At 66.4% G+C, this 22541-nt stretch carries 21 protein-coding genes; 11 read left to right on the forward strand and 10 right to left on the reverse strand.

The window, feature by feature from the left end:
* Positions 1-34: 34 nt before the first annotated feature.
* Positions 35-931, forward strand: coding sequence for a hypothetical protein (locus tag SMD10_RS20965; RefSeq protein WP_331687693.1), 897 nt, complete (start codon positions 35-37; stop codon positions 929-931).
* 85 nt (positions 932-1016) lie between these two features.
* Here SMD10_RS20965 and trmD read toward each other — a convergent pair whose 3' ends face one another.
* From trmD to SMD10_RS20995, 6 genes are all read right to left on the reverse strand, one after another.
* Complete coding sequence (gene trmD, locus SMD10_RS20970; RefSeq protein WP_331687694.1) at positions 1017-1706, reverse strand: tRNA (guanosine(37)-N1)-methyltransferase TrmD; 690 nt, start codon at positions 1704-1706, stop codon at positions 1017-1019.
* Positions 1703-2266, reverse strand: coding sequence for a ribosome maturation factor RimM (gene rimM / locus SMD10_RS20975; protein ID WP_331687695.1), 564 nt, complete (start codon positions 2264-2266; stop codon positions 1703-1705). The genes trmD and rimM overlap by 4 nt, the downstream gene beginning before the upstream one ends.
* 143 nt (positions 2267-2409) lie before the next feature.
* Positions 2410-3927, reverse strand: coding sequence for a GGDEF domain-containing protein (locus SMD10_RS20980; protein ID WP_331687696.1), 1518 nt, complete (start codon positions 3925-3927; stop codon positions 2410-2412).
* 161 nt (positions 3928-4088) lie between these two features.
* Positions 4089-4484, reverse strand: coding sequence for a 30S ribosomal protein S16 (gene rpsP / locus SMD10_RS20985; RefSeq protein ID WP_331687697.1), 396 nt, complete (start codon positions 4482-4484; stop codon positions 4089-4091).
* Positions 4485-4547: 63 nt separating this feature from the next.
* On the reverse strand, positions 4548-6113 hold the full coding sequence (gene ffh / locus SMD10_RS20990) for a signal recognition particle protein (RefSeq protein WP_331687698.1): 1566 nt from the start codon (positions 6111-6113) through the stop codon (positions 4548-4550).
* Between the two features lie 285 nt (positions 6114-6398).
* Positions 6399-6872, reverse strand: coding sequence for an Lrp/AsnC family transcriptional regulator (locus SMD10_RS20995; RefSeq protein WP_331687699.1), 474 nt, complete (start codon positions 6870-6872; stop codon positions 6399-6401).
* A 146-nt stretch (positions 6873-7018) separates the two neighbouring features.
* On the opposite strand from SMD10_RS20995, the gene SMD10_RS21000 reads away from it, so the two are divergent.
* Positions 7019-8032 carry a 1-aminocyclopropane-1-carboxylate deaminase gene (locus SMD10_RS21000; protein ID WP_331687700.1) on the forward strand — a complete coding sequence of 338 codons (1014 nt, stop codon included), beginning with the start codon at positions 7019-7021 and terminating at the stop codon, positions 8030-8032.
* A 44-nt stretch (positions 8033-8076) separates the two neighbouring features.
* Here SMD10_RS21000 and SMD10_RS21005 read toward each other — a convergent pair whose 3' ends face one another.
* Positions 8077-9804, reverse strand: coding sequence for a chloride channel protein (locus SMD10_RS21005; RefSeq protein ID WP_331687701.1), 1728 nt, complete (start codon positions 9802-9804; stop codon positions 8077-8079).
* Between the two features lie 298 nt (positions 9805-10102).
* Between SMD10_RS21005 and SMD10_RS21010 the strand changes: the two genes are divergently transcribed.
* The 5 genes from SMD10_RS21010 to ftsY all read left to right on the forward strand — a co-directional run bounded on the left by SMD10_RS21010 (position 10103) and on the right by ftsY (position 16022).
* Entirely contained in the window at positions 10103-11194 is a 1092-nt protein-coding gene (locus SMD10_RS21010) for an MBL fold metallo-hydrolase (RefSeq protein WP_331687702.1), read from the forward strand.
* Positions 11195-11271: 77 nt separating this feature from the next.
* Positions 11272-11967 (forward strand): LysM peptidoglycan-binding domain-containing protein, encoded by a 696-nt coding sequence (locus SMD10_RS21015; RefSeq protein ID WP_331687703.1) that lies wholly within the window; start codon positions 11272-11274, stop codon positions 11965-11967.
* Positions 11968-12095: 128 nt separating this feature from the next.
* The gene (gene dapF / locus SMD10_RS21020; RefSeq protein ID WP_331687704.1) at positions 12096-12989 is read left to right on the forward strand and encodes a diaminopimelate epimerase; all 894 of its coding nucleotides are present in this window, start codon (positions 12096-12098) and stop codon (positions 12987-12989) included.
* Entirely contained in the window at positions 12990-14276 is a 1287-nt protein-coding gene (gene mtaB, locus SMD10_RS21025; protein WP_331687705.1) for a tRNA (N(6)-L-threonylcarbamoyladenosine(37)-C(2))-methylthiotransferase MtaB, read from the forward strand.
* Positions 14277-14297: 21 nt separating this feature from the next.
* Entirely contained in the window at positions 14298-16022 is a 1725-nt protein-coding gene (gene ftsY / locus SMD10_RS21030) for a signal recognition particle-docking protein FtsY (RefSeq protein WP_331687706.1), read from the forward strand.
* Between the two features lie 91 nt (positions 16023-16113).
* On the opposite strand, the gene SMD10_RS21035 is transcribed toward ftsY, so the two are convergent.
* Complete coding sequence (locus SMD10_RS21035) at positions 16114-17490, reverse strand: DUF2778 domain-containing protein (protein ID WP_331687707.1); 1377 nt, start codon at positions 17488-17490, stop codon at positions 16114-16116.
* A gap of 328 nt (positions 17491-17818) precedes the next feature.
* Between SMD10_RS21035 and SMD10_RS21040 the strand changes: the two genes are divergently transcribed.
* Entirely contained in the window at positions 17819-18475 is a 657-nt protein-coding gene (locus SMD10_RS21040) for a septation protein A (RefSeq protein WP_331687708.1), read from the forward strand.
* 82 nt (positions 18476-18557) lie between these two features.
* Entirely contained in the window at positions 18558-19301 is a 744-nt protein-coding gene (locus tag SMD10_RS21045; protein ID WP_331687709.1) for a tellurite resistance TerB family protein, read from the forward strand.
* An 18-nt stretch (positions 19302-19319) separates the two neighbouring features.
* Here the strand turns inward: SMD10_RS21045 and SMD10_RS21050 are convergent, their stop codons facing one another.
* Together SMD10_RS21050 and SMD10_RS21055 are read right to left on the reverse strand one after the other, a co-directional pair.
* On the reverse strand, positions 19320-20372 hold the full coding sequence (locus SMD10_RS21050) for a DUF2332 domain-containing protein (RefSeq protein ID WP_331687710.1): 1053 nt from the start codon (positions 20370-20372) through the stop codon (positions 19320-19322).
* Between the two features lie 7 nt (positions 20373-20379).
* Entirely contained in the window at positions 20380-20943 is a 564-nt protein-coding gene (locus SMD10_RS21055; RefSeq protein ID WP_331687711.1) for an NUDIX hydrolase, read from the reverse strand.
* A gap of 138 nt (positions 20944-21081) precedes the next feature.
* Here SMD10_RS21055 and SMD10_RS21060 point away from each other — a divergent pair, with 138 nt between their 5' ends.
* Both SMD10_RS21060 and SMD10_RS21065 read left to right on the forward strand, forming a co-directional pair.
* The gene (locus SMD10_RS21060; RefSeq protein WP_331687712.1) at positions 21082-21774 is read left to right on the forward strand and encodes a helix-turn-helix transcriptional regulator; all 693 of its coding nucleotides are present in this window, start codon (positions 21082-21084) and stop codon (positions 21772-21774) included.
* 332 nt (positions 21775-22106) lie between these two features.
* On the forward strand, positions 22107-22472 hold the full coding sequence (locus tag SMD10_RS21065) for a VOC family protein (RefSeq protein WP_331687713.1): 366 nt from the start codon (positions 22107-22109) through the stop codon (positions 22470-22472).
* Positions 22473-22541 lie beyond the last annotated feature (69 nt).

The raw sequence follows: 22541 nt of genomic DNA on the forward strand, positions 1-22541 counted from the left end.
CATCATTCTCATCCTGTTGTTCTGGCACTAGACCATGAGCACCCTCGTCGATCCGGTTGCGGTGGTCGAACCGCGCCTCGAATCAAGCGACAGCGCGGTGTCCTGGGCGGCTATCTTCGTCGGAGCCGTGGCCGCGACCGCTCTCACTCTCGTTCTCCTGGTGCTCGGCTCGGGCATCGGGCTGTCGGTCGTTTCGCCGTTCTCCGGCGACGGCGTCAGCGCCACGGGCTTCGCGGTCTCGGCGGCCATATGGCTGGTTCTGGTTCAATGGCTCTCCGCTGCCTTCGGCGGCTATCTGACCGGTCGGCTTCGGACCCGCTGGGCCGACGACTACTCCGATGAAATCTACTTCCGCGATACGGCCCATGGCTTCATGAGCTGGGCTCTCGCCACCATCGCCGTCGTTTGGCTGCTGTCGTCCGGTGTGGCGGCAGTGATATCGGGCGGCGTGCAGGCGGCGTCGACCGTCGCCGGCGGCGCGGCGCAGGCGGGCGTCACCGCGGGGGCCAACGCCGCAGCATCCGATGACGACGATGCGATCGGCTACTTCACCGACATGCTGTTCCGGGCGCCTGCAGGCTCCACAGCGCCGAACGACGATGCCGACGTTCGTGCGGAAGCCGTTCGGATCTTGTCGCACGATGCGCTGGCTGGCACCGTCAGCGACGAAGACAGGCAATATCTGGCTCAACTGGTCAGCCGTGAATCCGGCCTGTCCGAGCCCGACGCGCAGGCGCGGGTCGATACCGTCCTCGCCCAGATCGACGACGCCAAGCAGCAGGCCAAGCAGGCGGCGGACGATGCCCGTGCCGCGGCCTCCGGAGCCTCCCTGCTGACGGCCCTCTCGATGGTGATCGGCGCCTTCGTCGCAGCCGTGGCGGCGGTGATCGGCGGCCGTCAGAGACACGGCCTCAAGGAGCTCTTCATCTGACGGCGCATTGCCGCTCAACGGAATGGGAACGGTCTGGGGCCCTATCGCCCCGGACCGTTTCGTTTGGACGGTCTCACACCAAGTGTCACGAGCGATCGGGCAAAAGGTCCGGGCGCCTCTCGCGCGTGATCCGTTCCGCCTCGGCCAGACGCCAGCGCTCCACCGCACCGTGGTCGCCGGAGGTGAGAACGGCGGGGATCGACCGCCCTTCCCATTCGGCGGGACGGGTATAATGCGGGTGCTCCAGGAGGCCTGTCTCGAAGCTTTCGGTCTCGCCCGAGGCGACGTTGCCCATCACCCCCGGCAGCAGCCGGATCACCGCGTCGAGCAGGACCATCGCCGCCATTTCGCCGCCCGAAAGCACGTAGTCGCCAACCGAGATCTCCTCGAGGCTCCGTCCTTCGATCACTCGCTCATCGACGCCCTCGAAGCGGCCGCAGACGATCACCGCCCCTTCACCGGCCGCAAGCTCGCGCACCCGCGACTGGGTCAGCGGCCGGCCGCGCGGCGACATCAAGAGCTTCGGACGACGGTCCTCCGCTGGCGCCGCATGGTCGATGGCGCGGGCCAGCACGTCGGCGCGCATGACCATGCCGGGACCGCCGCCGGAGGGCGTGTCGTCGACCATGCGATGGCGGCCGATGCCGAAGTCGCGGATCTGAACCGTCTCCAGCCCGGCATCGCCGCGCTCCAACGCCCGGCCGGCGAGCGAAACGCCGAGCGGGCCAGGAAACATCTCCGGGTAGAGGGTGAGGACGGTGGCGCGAAAGCTCATCGATCCTCCTCGCGCCGGGCACCGTCATCCGCCTCTTCGGCATCGACGAGACCGGCCGCCACCGGTTCGACCACGAGAACGCCCCGCTCCGCGTCGATCTCGGGCACGGCGGCCTCGGAAAAGGGGACCATCACGGTGGCGCCGCCTTCCGGCGCGATCTCGATCACGTCGCCGGCGCCGAAATCGTGGAAGGCGACGACCGTTCCCACCGGTTCGCCCGCCACCGTCTCGGCCGCCATGCCGATGAGATCGGCCTGGTAGAATTCGTCGTCGTCTTCGGCCGGCAGCGCCGAGCGGTCGACGAAGAGTTCGCGCCCGTTGAGCGCTTCGGCCTGATTGCGGTCGCCGATTTCGGCGAAACGGACGACGACGACGGACTTCTGCTCCCGCGCCGACACGACGGAATAACGGCGCCCGTCCTCGTCGTAGAGCGGGCCGTAAGCGCCGATGCCGGTCGGTTCGTCGGTGAAGGAGCGCACCCGCACCTCGCCCTTGATGCCATGGGCGCCGCCGACGACGCCAAGGAGGACGGGATGAGAGGGGGGCGTTTTATCGGACACGGACGGCGCTCGCGCGGATGGAGGACTGAATTCGCCGAAGCCGCGGACAACGGCCGCGCCTCGGCATCGTCTCCCCTCTGCGCAAGCCGGCGCCGTGCGTCAACCCGGAAGTGTCGAAAGCGGCCGCCGGCGCTCCGTCGCCGTCACGCCATGGGACGGCCGATGTTGCCGGGGCGGCGCTCCTGCCGTTCCACGCCCGGCTCGGCATAGTGCAGCCGCTTGACGTCGTACATCCGTTCGTCGGCCCGCTTGGCCGCATCCTCCAGACGTTCGCCCGGTCCGGCGATCGCCGCGCCGACGGCAAAGCTCAACGCCGGCTCCGAGTAGAACCGGTTGTTGATCTCCACGAGCTGCTCGATCGCGTCGATCATGTCGTTGACCTCGTCTTCACTGACGCCCGGCATCACCACCGCGAATTCGTCGCCGCCGATTCTCGCCACCGAATAGGGCTTGATCACCGCCTTTTGCAGCACCTCTCCGGCGCGCCGCAGCAGCTCGTCGCCGGCGGCATGGCCAAGCGTGTCGTTGGCCTGCTTCAGCCCGTTGAGATCGGCGATGACGATGGCGACGGGCGCCATGTTCTTGCGTTCCAGGCGGTTGAGCTCGTCGACGAAGAACGAGCGATTGTGCAGCTTGGTCAGAACGTCGTGCTTGCCGAGATATTCCAGATAGGCTTCGGCCTTCTTGCGCGCGGTGATGTCGGTCAGCGCCACCTGGACCAGCGACCAGTTGCGCTCGTAGCCGGGAAGCACCGAGAACTGCATGTGCAGGCACAGCTCTTCGCCGTTCAATGTGTAGTTCACCACCTCGCGCTGCTGGAACAGCTTGCCGTTCCACAGGTCGATCAGCTGCTCCTTGAAATTCGACTCCATCGCGCCGCGGAAGACCTGGTCGAGATTGCTGATCAGGTGATCGGTGTCGGAGGCGGAGAACAGGTCGAGCGTCTGCTGATTGACCTCCATCACCCTTATCTCGCTCATGCAACGTCGGATGAATTCGGGGTGGACGTCGAGAAAGGTCTGGAAGTCGACGATGCCGCCGGCACGCGCGCCGTCCATCAGCTCCTTGACGGCGCTGAAATCTTCGACCCACAGCGAAACCGGCGAATGCTGGAACAGGCCGCGCGCGAACTGCTCGCTGATCACCAGATTGCGGCGGGCCGTCTCGCGCGAGGTGACGTCTTCGGTGGAGACGAGAACGCGGCTCCAATCGTCCGCGTGACCGGGCAGGATCCGCCCCTTCAATTGGACATCGAGGCGCCGGCCGGACAGCGTATAGTTGGCGGCCAAGCCGACGAATTCGGCGCGTCCTTCCCAGAGCTGCGAAAGCTCTTCGATGTGGGTGGCCAGCATATCGTCGCGAAACACCCGGTCGAGACCGCCGACGAGCTGGGCGACGTCGTCGGCCTCGAAGAGATCGAGCGTCCGGCGGTTGACGGTAATCACCTTGATCGAGCGGGAGCAGGCGGCGACGCGCTCGGCGTCGGCCAGAAGATGGGAGCGCAGGTCCTCGACGCCGGCGGCGCGCCACGCCTCGAACAACCGCTTGACGCCGCTGAAATCCTCCAGCCACAGAGGCACGGGCGACAACTCGAAGAAATCGTCCGGACCGCCGGAAATGGCTGCCGCCAGATCCAATGCGTCGCGACCACCTGTTTCCATGCATCGATCTCCGAATACCTCAGCCGGACAGGGGCTGCAGGTAGACACTTTGCCCGATAATCAGTCAACAGGATAAACCAGAGGGCGTAGCGCTTTCGTAAAGATTGATACAAAAAGAGCGCCGCCGAAGCAGCGCTCTTTAATCGTTCGATGCAGCGATCTTATGCCGCAGCCTCGCCGTCCGCCGGCTCGGCGGCAGCCGCCTCGGCCGCAGCCCTGGCGTCTTCCTCACGCTGCTTCTTCTCGGCGAGACGCTCCTGCGCCTTCTTGCCGGGCTCGGCCTTCTTCGGATTCGAGCGCGCCGGACGGTTGGCGATGCCCGCCTGGTCGAGGAAGCGCAGAACGCGATCGGTCGGCTGAGCGCCTTCGCCGAGCCAATGCTTGATGCGCTCTTCCTTCAGGGTGACGCGCTCGGCATCCTTCGGCAGCATCGGGTTCCAGGCGCCGACCTGCTCGATGAAGCGGCCGTCGCGCGGGCTGCGGGCGTCGGCGACGACGATGTGGTAATAGGGCCGCTTCTTGGAGCCGGCACGGGCGAGACGCATTTTCAGGGGCATTGCATTGTCCTTGGTTGGTTTGTCTTTGCGTTGCTGTGGTGGATCGGGAGCTCGCTTGAGCCCCTATTTCTTCTTCCCCGGCAGACCCGGCAGTCCGGGCATCCGTCCGCCCGGCATGCCAGGGAAGCCGCCGGGCGCTCCGAGCCCCGCCGGCAATCCTTTCGGCATGCCAGGGAGGCCTCCGCCCTGGGCGGCCTTGGCCATGGCTTCGAGTTCCTTGGGGTCCATCTTGGACAGGTCCGGCATACCCCCCATTCCGGGCATGCCGCCACCGGGCAGGCCCATCTTGCCGGCCAGACCGCTCATCATCTTGCCCATCATGCCGCCCTTGCCCTTGCCCATCGCCTTCATGACGTCGGCCATCTGGCGGTGCATCTTCAAGAGCTTGTTGATGTCGGCAGGGCTGGTGCCGGAGCCGGCAGCGATGCGCTTCTTGCGGCTGTTCTTCAGCAGGTCGGGATTCTTGCGCTCGCCCGGCGTCATCGACGAGATGATGGCGAGCTGGCGCTTGAACATCTTGTCGTCGAGGCCGGCCGCGGCGATCTGATCCTTCATCTTGCCCATGCCGGGCATCATGCCCATCAGGCCGCCCATGCCGCCCATCTTCTGCATCTGGCGGATCTGCTCGGCGAGGTCGTTCATGTCGAACTTGCCCGACTGCATCTTTTTGGCCATCGCCGCGGCCTTTTCCGCGTCGATGTTTTCCGCCGCCTTCTCCACCAGGGAGACGATGTCGCCCATGCCGAGGATGCGGTCGGCGATGCGCGAGGGATGGAAGTCCTCCAGCGCATCCATCTTCTCGCCGGTACCGATCAGCTTGATCGGCTTGCCGGTGACGGCCCGCATGGAGAGCGCCGCGCCGCCGCGCCCGTCGCCGTCGACGCGGGTCAAGACGATGCCGGTGATTCCGACCCGCTCGTCGAAGGAGCGCGCGAGGTTGACGGCGTCCTGGCCGGTCAGGCTATCGGCGACCAGCAGGATTTCGTGCGGCGCGGATTTGGCCTTGATCTCGGCCATCTCCACCATCAGCGGCTCGTCGATATGGGTGCGGCCGGCGGTGTCGAGAATGACGACGTCATAGCCGCCGAGCCTGGCCGCCTGGGTGGCGCGCGAGGCGATCGCCACCGGGTCCTGGCCGTCGATGATCGGCAGCGTCGCGACATCGGTCTGCTCGCCGAGGACCTTGAGCTGCTCCTGCGCGGCCGGCCGGCGCGTGTCGAGCGAAGCCATCAGCACCTTCTTGCGCTGGCGCTCCGTCAAACGCTTGGCGATCTTGGCCGAGGTGGTCGTCTTGCCCGAGCCCTGCAGGCCGACCATCATCAGAACGACCGGCGCCGGCGCATTGAGATCGATCGCCTCCTGGGTCTCGCCCAGGGTGGCGACGAGCTCGTCATGGACGATCTTGACGACCATCTGGCCAGGCTTGATCGACTTCAGAAGCTCCGCGCCGACGGCCTTCTCGCGCACGCGATCGGTGAAGCCGCGCACCACCTCCAGCGCGACGTCGGCCTCCAGCAGCGCCCGACGCACCTCACGCAGCGCGGCGTTCACGTCCTTTTCGGACAGCGCACCGCGGCCGGTGAGGCCGTTCAGAATGGACCCGAGGCGGTCCTGCAGAGAATCGAACATCAGGCTTCCTTGCTTCATCCTTCGGTATCGCACCGAAAGGTGGGGCACCGAGCCGCCGAACGCAAACCGCCGATGGACCTCGCCGGGCTCGACAGCCCAACGCAAAACGCATCCGCGGGCGAAACTCGCTGGCGGATGGGGACCTCCGGCATCCTGCCTCGCTGACAGGCACCGGTCGGCGGCTCGTGGACGACACGAACGCGGAATTTCCGGGCTCAAACACCAAAACGGCGAAAAAGTCAAACCCGCAGGATGCCGATGAAGGCCCCGGCCGAGGCCTGCCGGCTAAAAATCCAGCGGCGCGTTATCGATCACTTCCTTCATGACGAAGAAGGTGCGGGTCTGGCGCACGCCCGGCAGGACCAGAAGCTCGCGCCCGTGCAGGCGGTTGAAATCCGCGATGTCCCGGACCCTGATCTTGAGGAAATAGTCGAAGTCACCGGCCACCAGATGGCAGTCGAGTACAAAGGGCAAAGCCTTGATCGCCGTCTCGAAAGCCGAGAAGCTTTCCGGCGTCGAGCGGTCGAGAACGACACCGACCATCACCAGGGTTCCGCGCTCGACCTTTTCAGGCGCAATCTCGGCGCGCACACCGCGGACCAGTCGACGATCGAAGAGTGCGCGCACCCGCCGATGGCACGTGGCGGGCGATAGCCCGGCCTTTTCGGCGAGGTCGGCGTTGGACAGGCGCCCGTCCTTTTGCAGCAAGCGAAGAAGCCGCAAATCCGCCTTATCAAGCTCGGCGAGAGATTCTTCCATAATTTCTCAACTGAATGTTCCTTAAAGCCTCAGAAGCCCGATCTTCTGATGATTTTCATCGCATGATCCGCTCAACTTTGAAAGCACCTTTCGCGGCATTTCGTTTAGCGTTTGCGGCATCCTCTTCCCGGTCTGGAGCCGCTTCCATGCTTGAAAAATTTGAACGCTATCCGCTGATGTTCGGCCCCACGCCGATCGAAAAGCTGCCGCGCCTGTCCGCTCATCTCGGCGGCAAGGTCGAGATCTACGCCAAGCGCGAGGACTGCAATTCCGGCCTGGCCTTCGGCGGCAACAAGATCCGCAAGCTGGAATACATCGTGCCGGACGCCATCGCGAAAGGGGCCGATACGCTGGTCACCATCGGGGGCGTCCAGTCCAACCATACGCGCCAGGTGGCGGCCGTCGCGGCCAAGCTCGGCATGAAGTGCCGACTGGTCCAGGAGAGCTGGGTGCCCTTCCCCGACGCCGTCTACGACAGGGTCGGCAACATCCTGATGAGCCGCGTCATGGGCGCCGAGATCGAACTGGTCGACGAGGGCTTCGACATCGGCATCCGCGAGAGCTGGGAGCGGGCATTGGAGGACGTCAGGGCCAGAGGCGGCACGCCCTACCCCATCCCCGCAGGCGCCTCGGTTCACAAGCTCGGCGGGCTCGGTTTCGTCGGCTTTGCCGAAGAGGTGCGCGCCCAGGAAGCCGAACTCGGCTTCCAATTCGACTATGTCGTCGTCTGCACCGTCACCGGCTCGACCCATGCCGGCATGCTGGTCGGCTTCGCCAAGGACGGGCGGGCCGACAAGGTGGTCGGCATCGACGCCTCGGCGACGTTGGAGCAGACCCGCGCCCAGGTGCTGGAGATCGCGCGCAGCACCGCCGATCTCGTCGGCCTGGGCCGCGACCTTACCGACGCCGATCTGACGCTGATCGCCGACTATGCCTACCCGGCCTATGGCATACCGTCCGAGGAGACCAACGCGGCGATCCGCCTGGCGGCGCGGACGGAAGGCATGATGACGGACCCGGTCTACGAGGGCAAATCCATGCAGGGCCTGATCGACCTGGTCCAGAAGGACTATTTCCCCGCCGGATCGAGGGTGCTCTATGCCCATCTCGGCGGCGTGCCCGCGATCAACGGCTATTCCTACCTCTACAGAAACGGCTGAACGGCGCCGGTCGCCAACAAGGGCGGCGAGGCACAGGCTCGTGCCTATCGCCGGTTTCCCTCGCCGAAAAGCTCGCGTTGGGCCTTTTCCAGTTCCTCGGCGTACCGCTTGCGGACGTAAGTCTCCGACAAGAGGCCGAGCACGGTCCGGTCCGGCGCGACCACGGCAAACTCGTCGCTGCCGACAACGTCGAAGCTGTGCATGACGTCGACGATGTTCATCTCCGGCGTCAGCGCGGCGTCCTGCAGGATCGCCAGGCTATCGGCCGGCTCCGCCGGATCGACGGTCTCGCCGTAGGCGCTCGCGGTCAGCACGATTCCGGCGTAGCGACCCGAGGCGTCGAGCAGCACGACGCGTTGCGTCGATCCCAGCGGAAACCGGCGCTGGAATTCGCCGATGCTGATCGAGCCGGGGACGGCCCGCGTCTCGCGGCGCATCATCCGGCCCGCCGTCAGAGTGCGAATCCAGCCGACGTCGCGTGCGCTGCGGATCGTTTCACCGCGAAGATGCAGCCGCCAGGTCGAGAAGGAGTAGCCGAAGAGAACTCTCACCACGGTGCTGGCCACCAGCGTCGCGGCGATCACCACACCGGTGATGGCGAGGTCCTGGGTCGCCTCCAGCACCAGCATGGCCATGGTGATCGGTCCGCCGATGATGGCGACCGCCAGGGCGGCCATGCCGACCAATGCCGATTGGGCCGGATCGATCACCACATAGCCGGCGAGTTGCTGGAGGAGCACGCCATAGAGCCGGCCTGCGACCGCTCCCAGGAAAAGCGAGGCGAAGAACAGGCCGCCGCGATAGCCGAAGCCGAGGCTGATCGCGGAAGCGCAAGATTTGGCCAGGAAGACACTGGCCAGGAACGCGACGGATCCGCCGATCGAGACGTCCACGGCGAGAGCCGAATGCCCCGAGGAAAGCACCTGGGGCGTCACCAGGGCGAGCGGCATCATCAGCACGCCGCCGATCACCGGCCGGAGCCAGTTTGCCAGCGGCAATCGCCGGGAAACCCCTTCCAATACCGAGATCGCATACATTAGTACGATCGCGACGAGGCCGAGAAGCGCGCCGAGCGCGACGAACACGAGATAGTCGGTCGAAGCGACGTGTCCCACCCCGTCGTAGCCGATCGCATAGGGATGGGCACCGAGCGCTTGGGCTACGAGAGTGCCGCTCAAGGATGCGGCCGCCACCGGCGCGATCGCCGACGGCGTATAGGCGCCGATGACGATTTCGAAGGCATAGAAGCAGCCCGCCAGAGGCGCTCCGAACGCCGCCGAGATCGCCGCGCCGGCGCCAGCCCCCACGAGCGTGCGCACGTCCGACCGGCGCAGGCCGAGCCGCAAGCCGGCAATCGAAGCGAACACGCTGCCCATTTGCGCATAGGCCGCTTCCAGGCCCACCGAAGCGCCACAGCCGTTGGAGATCAGCGTCTGGCCGGCGATGACCATACTGTCGACGACCGACATCCGGCCGCCATGCAAGGCATTGGCCTCGACGGCGTCGACCAGGGCCCGCCGACGCGCCCGGACCAGTTGGCTGAACAGAACCAGCGCCAATCCGCCCGCCGGCAAAGCGAGCAGACGCAGGGGGACGATCTCCGTTTGAGTGCTCAGACGCGCGCCATCCGGGAGGTCGTAGAGGAGCGTTTGGGTCGCCTGCGCCGCCACCTCCAGCACCACGGTTCCGATACCGGCCAGCGCGCCGACGACCACCGCGATGACCACGAACCAGATTTCGCTGGACCGGAAACGCTGGCGAAACTTCGCCATAACGCGGGCAGAAGGCGACATATGCTTGTGCGGCCGGCTTGCGCCGGTTCGTGGAAAATGCAGCACGACGGAATCCAGAGGGATTTCCCAAAGCGAGGGAAGGGAAGGATCGGGGCGTGACAGGCGGACTGGGACGGCCACCTCGGCTGACCCTCATAGACCGGCACTGTCCCGTCGCCAAGGCGACCGCAAGCCCTATCGACATTCGCCGAAATCAAAAGGCGATGACGGCCCCCGCTGCGAAACCGGATGCGAGGTCCTACATGGCGGGAGCGTTCCGCCCTCCCAAGGTTGTCTCATGCCCTTACTGTCCCGCGCCAACCCCTTTTATCGAGGGCCCGAAAGCGACCATTTCGACGGCAGGCTGTTTTTCAATCCCGGTGGCGAGGGGCCCGGCCAGGCGAGCCAGCTCCTGCGCTGGCGGCTGAAGAATCGACCGGCCGCATGGCCGGAGTCGTTTCCGAGTCCCTTCCCGCCCGATCGGCCGCCGGAGCGCGTCGACGGCGACGCCGCGCGTCTGTCGTTCGTCGGCCATGCATCGCTGCTGCTTCAGACGGGCGGCCTCAACATGCTCTTCGATCCGGTCTGGTCCGAGCGCTGCTCGCCCTTCGAACGGCTCGGACCCAAGCGGCACAACGCGCCGGGCATCGGCTTCGACGATCTGCCGCCGATCGACGTGGTGTGCGTCTCCCATTCGCATTACGACCACATGGACCGGGCGACGCTGCGGCGGCTGCAAGCGCGCTTCCAGCCGCGCTTCGTCACACCGCTCGGCAACGACGCCCTGATTCACCGCTTCTGCCCGGATGCCAGGATCGAAGCCTATGACTGGCTGGATCGCGCGATGCTGAACCCCTCCGTGGCAATCACCTTCGAGCCGACGCACCATTGGGGCGCGCGCGGCCTCTACGACCGCCGCATGACGCTCTGGGCCTCCTTCGCCGTCCATACGCCGGCCGGGCTGATCTATGTCGTCGGCGATTCCGGGTTTTTCGGCGGCGCCAACTATCGTGCGGCGCGCGAGCGGCATGGGCCGCCCAAACTCGCGATGCTGCCGATCGGCGCCTATGCGCCCCGCTTCTTCATGGCGCCCCAGCATCAGGACCCGGACGAGGCGGTGCGGGCCGCCCGCTTCCTCGAAGCGGAAATGGTGCTCGGCAGCCATTGGGGCACCTTCCAGCTCACCGACGAGGCGGTGGACGAGCCCGTTCGGCGACTCGCCGCAGCGCTCGCCAAATGGCAGGTGGACCCGCAACGTTTTGTCGCGGCGCGCCCGGGCCTCGTCCATACGCTGCCGCATTCGATCGACGGGCCGCCGATGCCGCCGCTTGCGGCCGACGCCCTGACCACGGCAGCGACCGATCATGAGGCTGAGCTGACCAAACCGTAAGTCTGACGAGCGGAACCATCGCCGCGAAGCACGGGTTGAATCCTTGTCTTACAGACAGCCAAGAAGGATCGTGTCCGATGCTGAAGTTGATCGCCGTTGCCATTCCGCTCACCGCCCTTTGCGCTCCGGCCCTCGCCCAGGATGTTGCGGGCGACTGCGGCGACCAAACCGTCGTCGAACCGGGAGATACGATCAGCGCCATTGCCGATCGCTGCGACGTAAGCGAGTTCACGATCCTGCGCGCCAACCCCTCGATCCAGGGATCGGACGACCTCGCCGTCGGATCGACCGTCGACCTGACGACGACCGCGGGCGGGGCGATGAAACGACTGGGCTCGCTGGCGGACCAGGCGGGCGAGGAGTTGGGCCAGGCGGCGCAGGGGGTCGGCTCGGCCATCGGCTCGTCAGTCAACGATTTCCTGGAGCGCAATCCGCAGATCAATCAGCGGGTGCGCGATCTCGGCCAAAAGATCGGCGTCACGGACGGCGAGGAACCGGCCGACGTGTCGATCGAACCGGAGAGCGGTGCGCCCGGCAGCACCGTGACGCTGTCGGCCACCGGCCTGCCGAAGGACGTAGACGTCGTCATCGCCGGTGGTGGCCGTCGCTCGGCCTACACGGTTCTCGACGAGGCGCACACCACGCCGGAGGGCACACTCCAGGCCTCCGTCGAACTGCCCGGGGATGTCGAGCGCGACACGAGCTATCGCCTGTCGGTGCGCGACAAGGACGGCGCCTGGAAGGCCACGGCACCGCTGTTCGCCATCGAATAGATGCCGGTCACTCAAGGGCGATAAGCGGAGACGCGTCGGGCGGCGGGCGCTGCCGGTGGCATTGCGGCTTCAACTTTGCCATATAGGCGGACGATCGATATCGTTTTGACCGCTGACCGCTTTCTCTGATGTCCGACTGGTTGCCCTTTGCGAAGATGAACGGGCTCGGTAACGAAATCCTCGTTGCCGATATGAGGGGGCGTGCGGATCGCATCACGCCGGAGGCCGCGCGCGCCTTGGCTGCGAGGCCGGAAACGCATTTCGATCAGATCATGGCAATCCATGATCCGAAGGTGCAGGGAACCGACGCCTTCATCCGCATTCTCAATGCCGACGGCTCGGCGGCGCAGGCCTGCGGCAACGGTACGCGTTGCGTCGTCGCGGCGCTGTCGGCCGAGACGGGCCAGACGCGTTTCACTTTCCAGACCGTCGCCGGCCTGCTCAATGCCGAAGAGCATCCCGACGGACTGATTTCGGTTGACATGGGCCAGCCGCGCTTCGCCTGGAACGAAATCCCACTCGCCGAGGAATTTCGCGACACGCGGCGCATCGAGCTGCAGATCGGCCCGATCGACGCGCCCGTGCTGCACTCGCCGTCCGTTGCCTCGATGGGCAATCCGCATGCGATCTTCTGGGTCGATAACGACGTGTGGTCCTACGATCTCGAACGCTTTGGCCCGATCCTGGAGAACCATCCGATCTTTCCCGAGCGGGCCAACATCACGATTGCGCGGATCACCAGCCGCAGCGCGATGACGATCCGCACCTGGGAGCGAGGTGCGGGATTGACGCGCGCCTGCGGCTCGGCCGCCTGTGCCGCAGCCGTTTCCGCGGCCCGGCTGAAGCGCACCGACCGCACCGTGGCGGTGACCGTGCCGGCCGGCGGCGACCTGCTGATCGAGTGGCGCACCGACGACCGCGTGGTCATGACCGGTCCGAGCGAATGGGAATGGTCGGGCCGCCTCGATCCGGCGACCGGCGCCTATGAACGCGACCAAGAGACCGTACCGGAGGCGCTCTAGATGGGCGTCGAAGTGATCTCGTTCGGCTGCCGCCTCAACACCTACGAGGCGGAGGTGATGAAGCGCGAGGCGGCCGAAGCCGGCCTCGGCGAGGACGGTCGCGGCGCCATCCTGATCAACACCTGTGCGGTGACGGCCGAAGCGGTGCGCCAGGCACGCCAGGCCGTGCGCAAGGCGCGGCGCGAGAACCCCGAGGCCCGGATCATCGTTACGGGTTGCGCGGCCCAGACCGAGGCGGGACGCTTCGCGTCGATGGCCGAGGTCGACGCGGTGATCGGCAACGAGGAGAAGCTCTCGGCCACGGCCTATCGGGCCCTTCCCGATTTTGGGGTCTCGACGCAGGAAAAGATCCGCGTCAACGACATCATGAGCGTCACCGAGACGGCCGGACACATGGTCGACGCCATCGAAGGCCGGGCGCGCGCCATCGTCCAGGTGCAGAACGGCTGCGATCACCGCTGCACTTTCTGCATCATTCCCTTTGGGCGGGGCAATTCGCGCTCCGTCCCGATGGGCGCGGCGGTCGATCAGGTCAAACGCCTGGTGGACGGCGGCTACGGCGAAGTCGTGCTGTCCGGCGTCGACCTGACGAGCTATGGCGCCGACCTGCCGGGCAAAGCGCGGCTCGGCACGCTGGTCCAGGCGATCCTTACCCACGTGCCGGAGCTGAAGCGTCTGCGCCTCTCGTCGATCGATTCCGTCGAGGCCGACGAAGCGCTGGTCGAGGCGATCGCCTCGGAAGCCCGCCTGATGCCGCACCTGCACCTGTCGCTGCAGGCCGGCGACGACATGATCCTGAAGCGGATGAAGCGGCGCCATCTGCGCGACGACGCCATTCGCTTCTGCGAGGCGATGCGCGCCGCCAGACCCGACATCGTGTTCGGCGCCGACATCATCGCCGGTTTTCCGACCGAGACCGAAGCGATGTTTCAAAATTCGCTCAAGCTGGTCGAGGACTGCGGGCTGACGCTGCTCCACGTCTTCCCGTTCAGCCCGCGCGAGGGAACGCCGGCCGCGCGCATGCCGCAGCTGCCGCGGCCGCTCGTCAAGGAGCGCGCGGCGCGTCTGCGCGCCGCAGGCGACGCCGCCTATCAGGCGCATCTGACGCAGCTCGTCGGAACCTCGCAACGGGTGTTGATCGAGCGCGAAGGCCTCGGCCGAACGGAAGACTTCACCCCGTGTGCGGTCAGCGACGGCGCCCCCGGCGCGATCGTCGCAACGACCGTCACCGACGAAGACGGCGAACGGCTGATCGCCGAGCCCGCGCGCGCGACGCTCGCGGCCTGAGCCGCATGGCAAGGACGAATCATGGCTGAGAAGACGGGCTTTTTCCGGCGGATCTTTTCCTTCGGATCGGACGACCAGCCGACGGGGCCGGAGGCCGAGACCACGCATCCGGTTGTCCCGACCGTCGAGCTCCCTGCTCCGACCGACGAGCGAGCACCGGCAGAGGAACTGCCTCTCGATGACGCTTCCGCGCCCGCCTTGGAAGCGATCGAGCCGGTTGAACCCGGAGAACCGGCCGCTGCAGAGCCGGTCGCGGAAGAGCCGGTCGCGGAAGAACCCGTCGTGCCGGAAGGGCCTGTCGCGCCGGAAAGCCTGGAAACCTCCGAGGACATTTCGGAGCCAGCCCCCGACGCAGTCGCGAAGGCCGAATCCGAAGCCGATTTTTCCTGGCTGGAAGACGCATCCGAGGCGACCGAGGAGCCTTCGGCGGACTTTTCCTGGCTGGAGCAGCCTGTCGAACCCGCCGATGAAACCGTGGAGGCCGAGCGCCGAGACGAGTTGAACGAACCGGTCGCCACGCCGGTGCAGGACGTGGCCGCGCCGGAGACATCCGCCGACGAGCCGGCGGACGAGGAGGACGAGCCGGAGGCGGATTTCTCCTGGCTCGATGCCCCCCTTCCTCCCGAAGAAGAGGAGGACGCGCCCGCGCCCGACGATGCTGCGGTGGCCGAAGCCGAGACGACGCTTCTCGAAGCGGATGGCGGCGTCGCCCGAATTCCCGCCGAGCCGTTGCCGGCCGCCGTGCCGCCCCTCGCCCCGATCCCCGAGGACGGCTGGCGCCGCCGCGCCGCTCCGGCCGCGCCGGTGGAGATCGCACCGGCGCCTCGGGTTCCCTGGTACCAGCGCCTGCGCCAGGGGCTTGCCCGCTCCTCCGACCAGCTCTCGGGCTCGATCACCGCGCTCTTCACCAAGCGGCGGCTCGATGAAGACACGCTACAGGATTTCGAGGATGTGCTGATCCAGGCCGACCTCGGCGTCGAAACGGCGATGAAGATCACCGACCGACTGTCCGAAGGCCGCTTCGGCAAGGAAATTTCCGGCGATGCGGTGCGCTCGATCCTGGCGGAAGAGGTGGAGACCGCGCTCGCTCCCGTTGCCGTGCCGCTGGAACTCAACCTCGACAAGAAGCCCCATGTCGTTCTGGTGGTGGGGGTCAACGGCACCGGCAAGACCACGACCATCGGCAAGCTCGCCGCCAAGCTGACGCGCGGCGGCCTCAAGGTGACGCTCTGCGCCGGCGACACGTTTCGCGCCGCGGCCGTCGAACAGCTCAAGATCTGGGGCGAGCGCACCGGCTCGGAGGTGATCGCCAAGCAGATCGGCGCCGACGCCGCCGGCCTTGCCTTCGAAGCCTACGACGCGGCGCTCGCCAACGGCTCGGACGTCCTCATTATCGACACGGCCGGTCGGCTCCAGAACAAGGCGGAGCTGATGGCGGAGCTGGAAAAGATCGTCCGCGTGCTGCGCAAGCGAGAGCCGGACGCGCCGCACACCGTGCTCCAGACGCTCGACGCGACGACCGGCCAGAACGCGCTCAGCCAAGTCGAAATCTTCCGCAACGTGGCCGGCGTCAACGGCCTCGTGATGACCAAGCTCGACGGCACGGCGCGCGGCGGCATCCTGGTCGCCATCGCCGCCAAGCACAAGCTGCCGGTCTATTTCGTAGGCGTCGGCGAGGGCATCGACGATTTGGAGCCCTTCAAAGCCAGGGACTTTGCCCAGGCGATCGCCGGATTGGCGGGGTAGTCTCGCGGCACAGATCGCAGAGCCCGTAGACGGCGAAGATCGATCGCCGCAGACGTCGGCCTCCTACGGCCGCCCGCTCATCGATTTTCGCCTATAGGGCCGCCATGTAGGTCGGCAGTTCGTCGAGGGTGGGCACCACGATCAGACGCTTGACCTGGCCCTGCTTGAAGGCCGCCAGAAACTTCGAATAATCCTCGAACACCACGCAGCCGTTCGACTGGGAGCGGTCCCCGCCACCGATATACATGTAGGGGTGGGCGAGAAGGCCGTCGCGGTTGAACTTCTTCTTGCCGTCCGACGGCAGCAGCCGGATCGCTTCCGCGCCGTGGAAGCGGGCCTCGCGCATCACGAGATTATAGACGTTCGGCGGCGTCGGGCCACGGTTCTTCTGGTTCACATAGCGCGGGTTGTCCTGCATCTGACCCAGGCCGGAATGCGCTTCGAGCGTCTTGCCGTTGGGCAGATAGACGGTGGCGGCCTTGATGTCGTAGACGGCGATACCGCTGCGGGCTCCGGGCAGTTGCGACCCGCTGTCGTGGTTGAAGAGCTTGCTGAAGAAGCTCTCCTTCTTCTCGACAGCCGTTTCGGGCCGCGCATAGGCGAGCGTCGCAGACGGCTCCTTCGGCGCTGCGGCCGGCTGTCGGGGCGCCACAGCCGGCTGGGACGGCGCCACGGAAGCCTGGTAGGCGGGCCGTCGCTGCGGCAGGGGTGCCTCGGGCAGGATCATCGCATCGGGAACGGTGTCGTCATCCCGTTCGGTCGGCACTTGCGGCTCCAGGCTCGCCAGTTGGACGGCCTCCTGGGGGACCACATCGGGTCGCGGGGCCGGCAAGGCCACCGTCTTCAGAAGGACGGACGGCGTTTCGGCAACGATGCTGGCCTCGACGGATTGGCCGGCGGACGACAGCGAACGCTCGATCGGAGCCTCCGCCACGTCTTTCGGCAAGGACGTCACAGCCGACATGGCCTGCTGTCTGTCGAGCGATGCCAGGCGGGTGGATGGTGCGCTTGGCTGCGGACGAGCCGTCGGAAGGGTCGTTACGGCCGAAACGGCCGGCACCGAAGCGATTTCGAGCTTCGCCGTCTGGTGGTGGGGAAGTTCCCCGCTTCGCTCGGGCTGCTTGCTCTCGGAGGATCGCCAGGCGAGATCGCCGCCATCCGCCATGCTGTGCCACTCCGCCACAGCGGAATAGCGGGATTGACGCTCTGCGCCGAGGGTCGAATCCGTATCCGGAGCGGCGGCTGAAAGCTGATGGAACACACGTCCGCCGCGATCGTCCTCCGGCGAGTGCCGGATCACGCGGTCGCCACGCTCGGCCAGTTCGGCATGATCTTCCAGACCGGGCCATGGGCTCTGCTCGGCAGCAACGTCGACCGCGGCGTGGGAATTCACGAAATGGCCGGCGACCAGCAGCGCCGAGACCGAAACCGAGACAATGCCGGCGTAGGCGATACGTCGCGGCGCCATGCGGAGCGCCGGCGAACGCCGTCTCCCATCGAACCCGATCCCCTCAATTCCTATAGCAGTCAATCGCTTTCCCCAGCGCGATACGCAAATGGGCGTCGGCATCGCCATTCGCCCGCTCCGGCACAGGCATCGAGCCTGCCCTGCCGTCGATGTCCCCTATCATCGACGAAACTTGGTAACCAATTCCTTATGCCAAGAAATTTGCCTGGGCTAAAGAGGGCATTCGAACGAGGCGGATTCGGCGTGAATTGACCTGATCGACCGCCTCCGGCCTTCATATCGATACCATTTGGGCCAATATGAGGACGGCACCACAGCAGGAACGGCAATGACCGAACATCAGCATGTCTTCGAAGAGGCGCCCAACGCGCCGGGCCGCAAGGAGCTCAACCCGCTTCTCAAGCTGGCACTGGAACTCGGGCCTCTGGCGGTTTTCTTTTTTGCGAATGCCAAAGGCGAGGCGATCGCCGCCGCCGTTCCGGCGCTTGCGGCATTGGGCGGGCCGATCTTCGTCGCCACCGCTCTGTTTATGGTCGCAACCGTCATCGCGCTTGGCGTGTCCTGGGCGCTGACCCGCTCGTTGCCGGTGATGCCGTTGGTCACCGGCATCTTCGTCGTCGTCTTCGGCGCGCTGACACTCTGGCTGCATAACGACACCTTCATCAAGATGAAGCCGACGCTGGTCAACGCGCTGTTCGCGGCGATCCTGCTCGGCGGCCTCCTCTTCGGCAAATCGCTCCTCGGTTACGTCTTCGACCAGGCCTTCAGGCTCGATGACGAGGGGTGGCGCAAGCTGACGCTGCGCTGGGGGTTGTTCTTCATCCTGCTTGCGGTCCTCAACGAGGTGGTCTGGCGGATGTTCTCCACCGACGTCTGGGTCGCGTTCAAGGTCTGGGCGACGATGCCGCTGACCATCGCCTTCATGCTGTTCCAGCTTCCGCTTCTGAAACGCCACTCGCTGGAGCCGCTCGAGGGCGAGGAATAACGTCTCTGTCAGCGCCGTTGCGAGGGCGCTTCGGCATCCCGATATCCGGTTCGAATCTCGTCATGAGGAAAGGACCGGAGAGATGATCGACGCCCAAAAGCTTCTCGACCAGTTTCTCGGCACGGGCAGCGCCGTTCAGGATGGCGCTGCGCCGTCCAGAACGGCAGAGGGCGGCTCCCTGCAGGACCAGATCGGCGGCCTCCTGCAAGGCGATCGCGGCTCGATGCTGAAGGGTGCGCTGGCCGGCGGGCTGGCCACCTACCTGCTGTCCGGCAAGCGCGGCCGCAAGCTCGGCGGCAAGGCGATCAAATATGGCGGCATGGCTCTGGTCGCCGGTGTCGCCTACAAGGCCTGGCAGAACTACCAGGCCAAGCAGACGACGGGTTCGGCCTCCGCAGCCGCGTCGCCGGCTTTGCAGGGCGAGATCCCGATGGTCGAGGGCACAAGCTTCCATCCCCTCGGTGAGGCAGCCGGCGAGCGGGCGAGCCTGATGCTGTCGGCGATGATCGCGGCCGCCAAGGCCGACGGCTATATCGACGCGGACGAGCAGGACGGCTTGTTCGGCAAGATCGCGGACCTCGATCTCGGCGCGGAAGAGAAGGGCTTGCTGATGGATCAGATGCGCCGACCGCTGTCGATCGACGAACTGGTCGAGCGGGTGCCGGACGAAGCGACGGCCGCGGAGGTCTACACGGTCTCGCTGCTCGCCATCGATCCCGACCATCCGGCGGAAAAGGCCTATCTCGACATGCTGGCGGCGCGTCTGAACCTGCCTGGCGATCTGGTCGCCTCGATCCGCGATGCGACCGACGAGGTGCAGGAATAGCCTCGCGCTGCGGACCGGTCAGGCCCGCCAGTCGAGCCAGCGGCCGTGAAAGTCCATGCGCCCGAGTTGGCGGCGCTCGCCGCCCGGCCAAAGCTCCAGCAGAAGCGCGGCGCCGGGCCCATTGCGGTCCGGTTCCATGGTCAGCCAGACGATCGGAGCCTCCGGCGAGGCGATACGGCCGGCGCCGTGCACGGCCGTCTCGATATCGTTCTTGGTCGCCTCCGGCAGATACTGCCAGACGATCGAGTGAAACAGGCATGTCGTCACGCCCGGTCGCGGGTCGGCCAGCACCAATCGCGCGAAATCGGCCGCATCGCAACGCTCCACCGTCGCGTCGACACCGCGAGCCAGCGCCAACGCCGCATCGAGCCGGGCAAGACGCGCGGGCTGGTCCGCCCAGACATAGCCGCGCAGGCGAAGCCGCTCGTCGGCATTTTCGATGCGGATCGGGCTGCGATCGCAGCCGCGACGTGCCGCGATCCGTAAGGAACCCGTCAGATCCGGCTCGGCCCCGCGCAGCTCCGGCTGCAAGTGGACGGCCGAATCCGGATCACCCCAGCTTCGGTTGCCATAGGTGTAGCGGAAGGCGTCGAGGCTCAGATTGAGCCCCGCACTCGATCCGATTTCGAAGAGAGCCAGCGGCAGCCCCGTCTCGCGGGTCGCGACCAACAGGCCGGGCAGAAGACCCGCCGCCCGCGCCACCTCGTTGGTCTGCGGCGGCGAATCCAGCCAACGGCGGATCTCCGCGTCGTGGCCGGCCAGCGCGGCCCGCATGGCCTCGGAGAGTTCGGCGTCGGTGGCCTCGTTCGGCGGGTAAACGGCGGCGAGGCCCGTGTCGGCGCCGGCCAGAACGAGGCGGTGCAGCGCGCCGGTCAATCGAAGCGGCATCGCCGCCAAGCCATCGTGTGTCCAATCCCTGACGGCGCGCCCGGTCAGCGTCGTGTCGTCGATAAGGTCCGGCAGCAGGCGGCAGAGACGGGCGGTGAACGGCGAACCGAGGTGCTCGCAGGCCTCGACCTGTCGCGTGAACTGCTCGAGGATGGAGGTCGGGATCGCGCCGTCTCGGCTCATCGGCTCCTCACAATTCGCCTTCCCTTACGATGCGGCCATCCGGCATCCGATCGCCGGCCTCGCCGTCGGGATTGCCGAACGGCAGAGGATGGGCGCCCATCTCGGCCTGGGCGTCGTGCCTGAGAGCCCAATGGACGGTCGGAAAGGCAAGATCGTCCCAGGGAATGTTGGCGACATCGAAGAACCGCACCTCCCGGCTTTCAGCCCCCGCGGCGACGTGCGGATCGACGAGAACCGCGCGAAAGATCAGCTGCACCTGGCTGATGCGCGGCACCGAATAGAGCGCCAGCAGCCGCTCGATGCGAAGCTCGGCGCAGGCCTCCTCGCGCGCCTCGCGCCGGGCGCCCTCCTCCGGCGTCTCGTTCAATTCCAGATAGCCGGTCGGGATCGTCCAGAACCCGTCGCGCGGGGCGATCGCACGGCGGCACAACAGGATCCGGCCTTCGTGGCGCACCACGGAGCCGACGACGACCTTCGGATTGTCGTAGGCGACGTAGCCGCAATGCGTGCACACCTTGCGCGGCAGCGTATCGCCGTCCGGCGTGCGGATCGAAAACTCGGGCTGGAGCATGAAACGACGCAGGTCCCTTATGAGAGGCGGGGGCGGTCACCTCGCAAGAGAGGCAATCGCGGGACGATTGTCCAGTTGGCAAAACGCGCGCTGGATATGCCGCCACAAATTGGCAGCATCTGATGGTAGAGTGATGCCATGTCCCGATCCGAACGCCTCTTCGATCTCCTTCAGGCGCTGCGCGTCCGGCGTCGGCCGGTGAGCGGCAAGGTGCTGGCCGAGGAGATCGGCGTTTCGATCCGCACGCTCTATCGCGACATCGCCAGCCTGCAGGCCCAGGGCGCCCACATCGAGGGCGAACCGGGCGTCGGCTACGTGCTCAGGCCAGGCTTCATGCTGCCGCCTCTGATGTTTTCGCAGGAGGAGATCGAGGCGCTGGTGCTGGGATCGCGCTGGGTGGCCGAGCGGACCGACCATCATCTGCGCGATGCCGCGCGCAGCGCGCTGGCGCGCATCGCCGCCGTGCTGCCGGACGATCTGCGCGCGGAAATCGACACGTCCACGCTGCTTCTGGGACCGGATCGGCGGGTGGCCGACACCGTCGACCTGCCCTTGCTGCGCAGGGCCATCCGGTCGGAACACAAGCTTACCCTCGACTATCGCACCGCCGACGGCGTTTCGACGCAGCGCATCGTCTGGCCCTTCGCCCTGGCCTATTTCGACGAGGTGCGGGTGGTGGCCGCCTGGTGCGAACTGCGCCAGGATTTTCGCCATTTCCGCACGGACCGGATCGCCAACGCCGAGATTCTCACGGAGCGCTCGCCCCGAAGGCGGCACGCGCTGATGAAGGAATGGCAGGAGCGGAGAGGAAGCGTGCAGCCGGGCGGCTAGTCTCGCTGCGTCGCCTTCCGTTTTAGACGCTGCGGCTGCGCGTCGAATGCCGAGGCGTGAGTCGAGGACCAGCCCGAGCCCCTTCCGCTTCGTCATCGGGCTCCGTCCCGAGGACCCAGACCTTGGGCGATCGGCTCGAACGCCGGGACGGTCCGAGGATTTCGGTGCGACGCTGGCTGGATCTTCGGCACGGTGGCCGAGGATGACGCGGATGGAATGCCAATGCTCTCCGTTCGCTCATGGAAACGCACCGGAAAAGAGCAATGATACTGCCAGAAACTGGCAGTGGTGGTGGCTATGGTCTTTCGCGTCACCAACCAAGGACCGCGATCATGAACCATCCCAACTACATCCTGCTCTATGTCGACGACTCGCAGAAGAGCGAGAGCTTCTATACGGCGCTGCTCGCCGCCGAGCCGGTCGCCTCCCGGCCCGGTTTTTCGCTGTTCGCGCTCAAATCCGGGCTGATGCTCGGCCTGTGGGGCAAGCACACCGTCCAGCCTGCACCGGCGGCGCTCGCAGGCGGCTTCGAAATCGGCCTCAAGGTCGAGACGGAGGCGGAGGTCGACGCCATTTACGCCGCCTGGTCGGAGCAAGGCATCGCGATCGCCCAGGCTCCGGCGGAGGCCAGTTTCGGCCACAACTGGACACCTCGAAGAACCGACGTTTTGGCGGCATTGAAGAGACGTCATTGGTGATGGCGGCCCGATTTGGGCTTGATCGGTGTGGCTTTGCGGCACTTGGCGCTCATCCGCCATTGGAACTTC

It is taken from the genome of Consotaella aegiceratis (assembly GCF_036541425.1).
Taxonomy (GTDB): Bacteria; Pseudomonadota; Alphaproteobacteria; order Rhizobiales; family Rhizobiaceae; genus Consotaella; species Consotaella aegiceratis.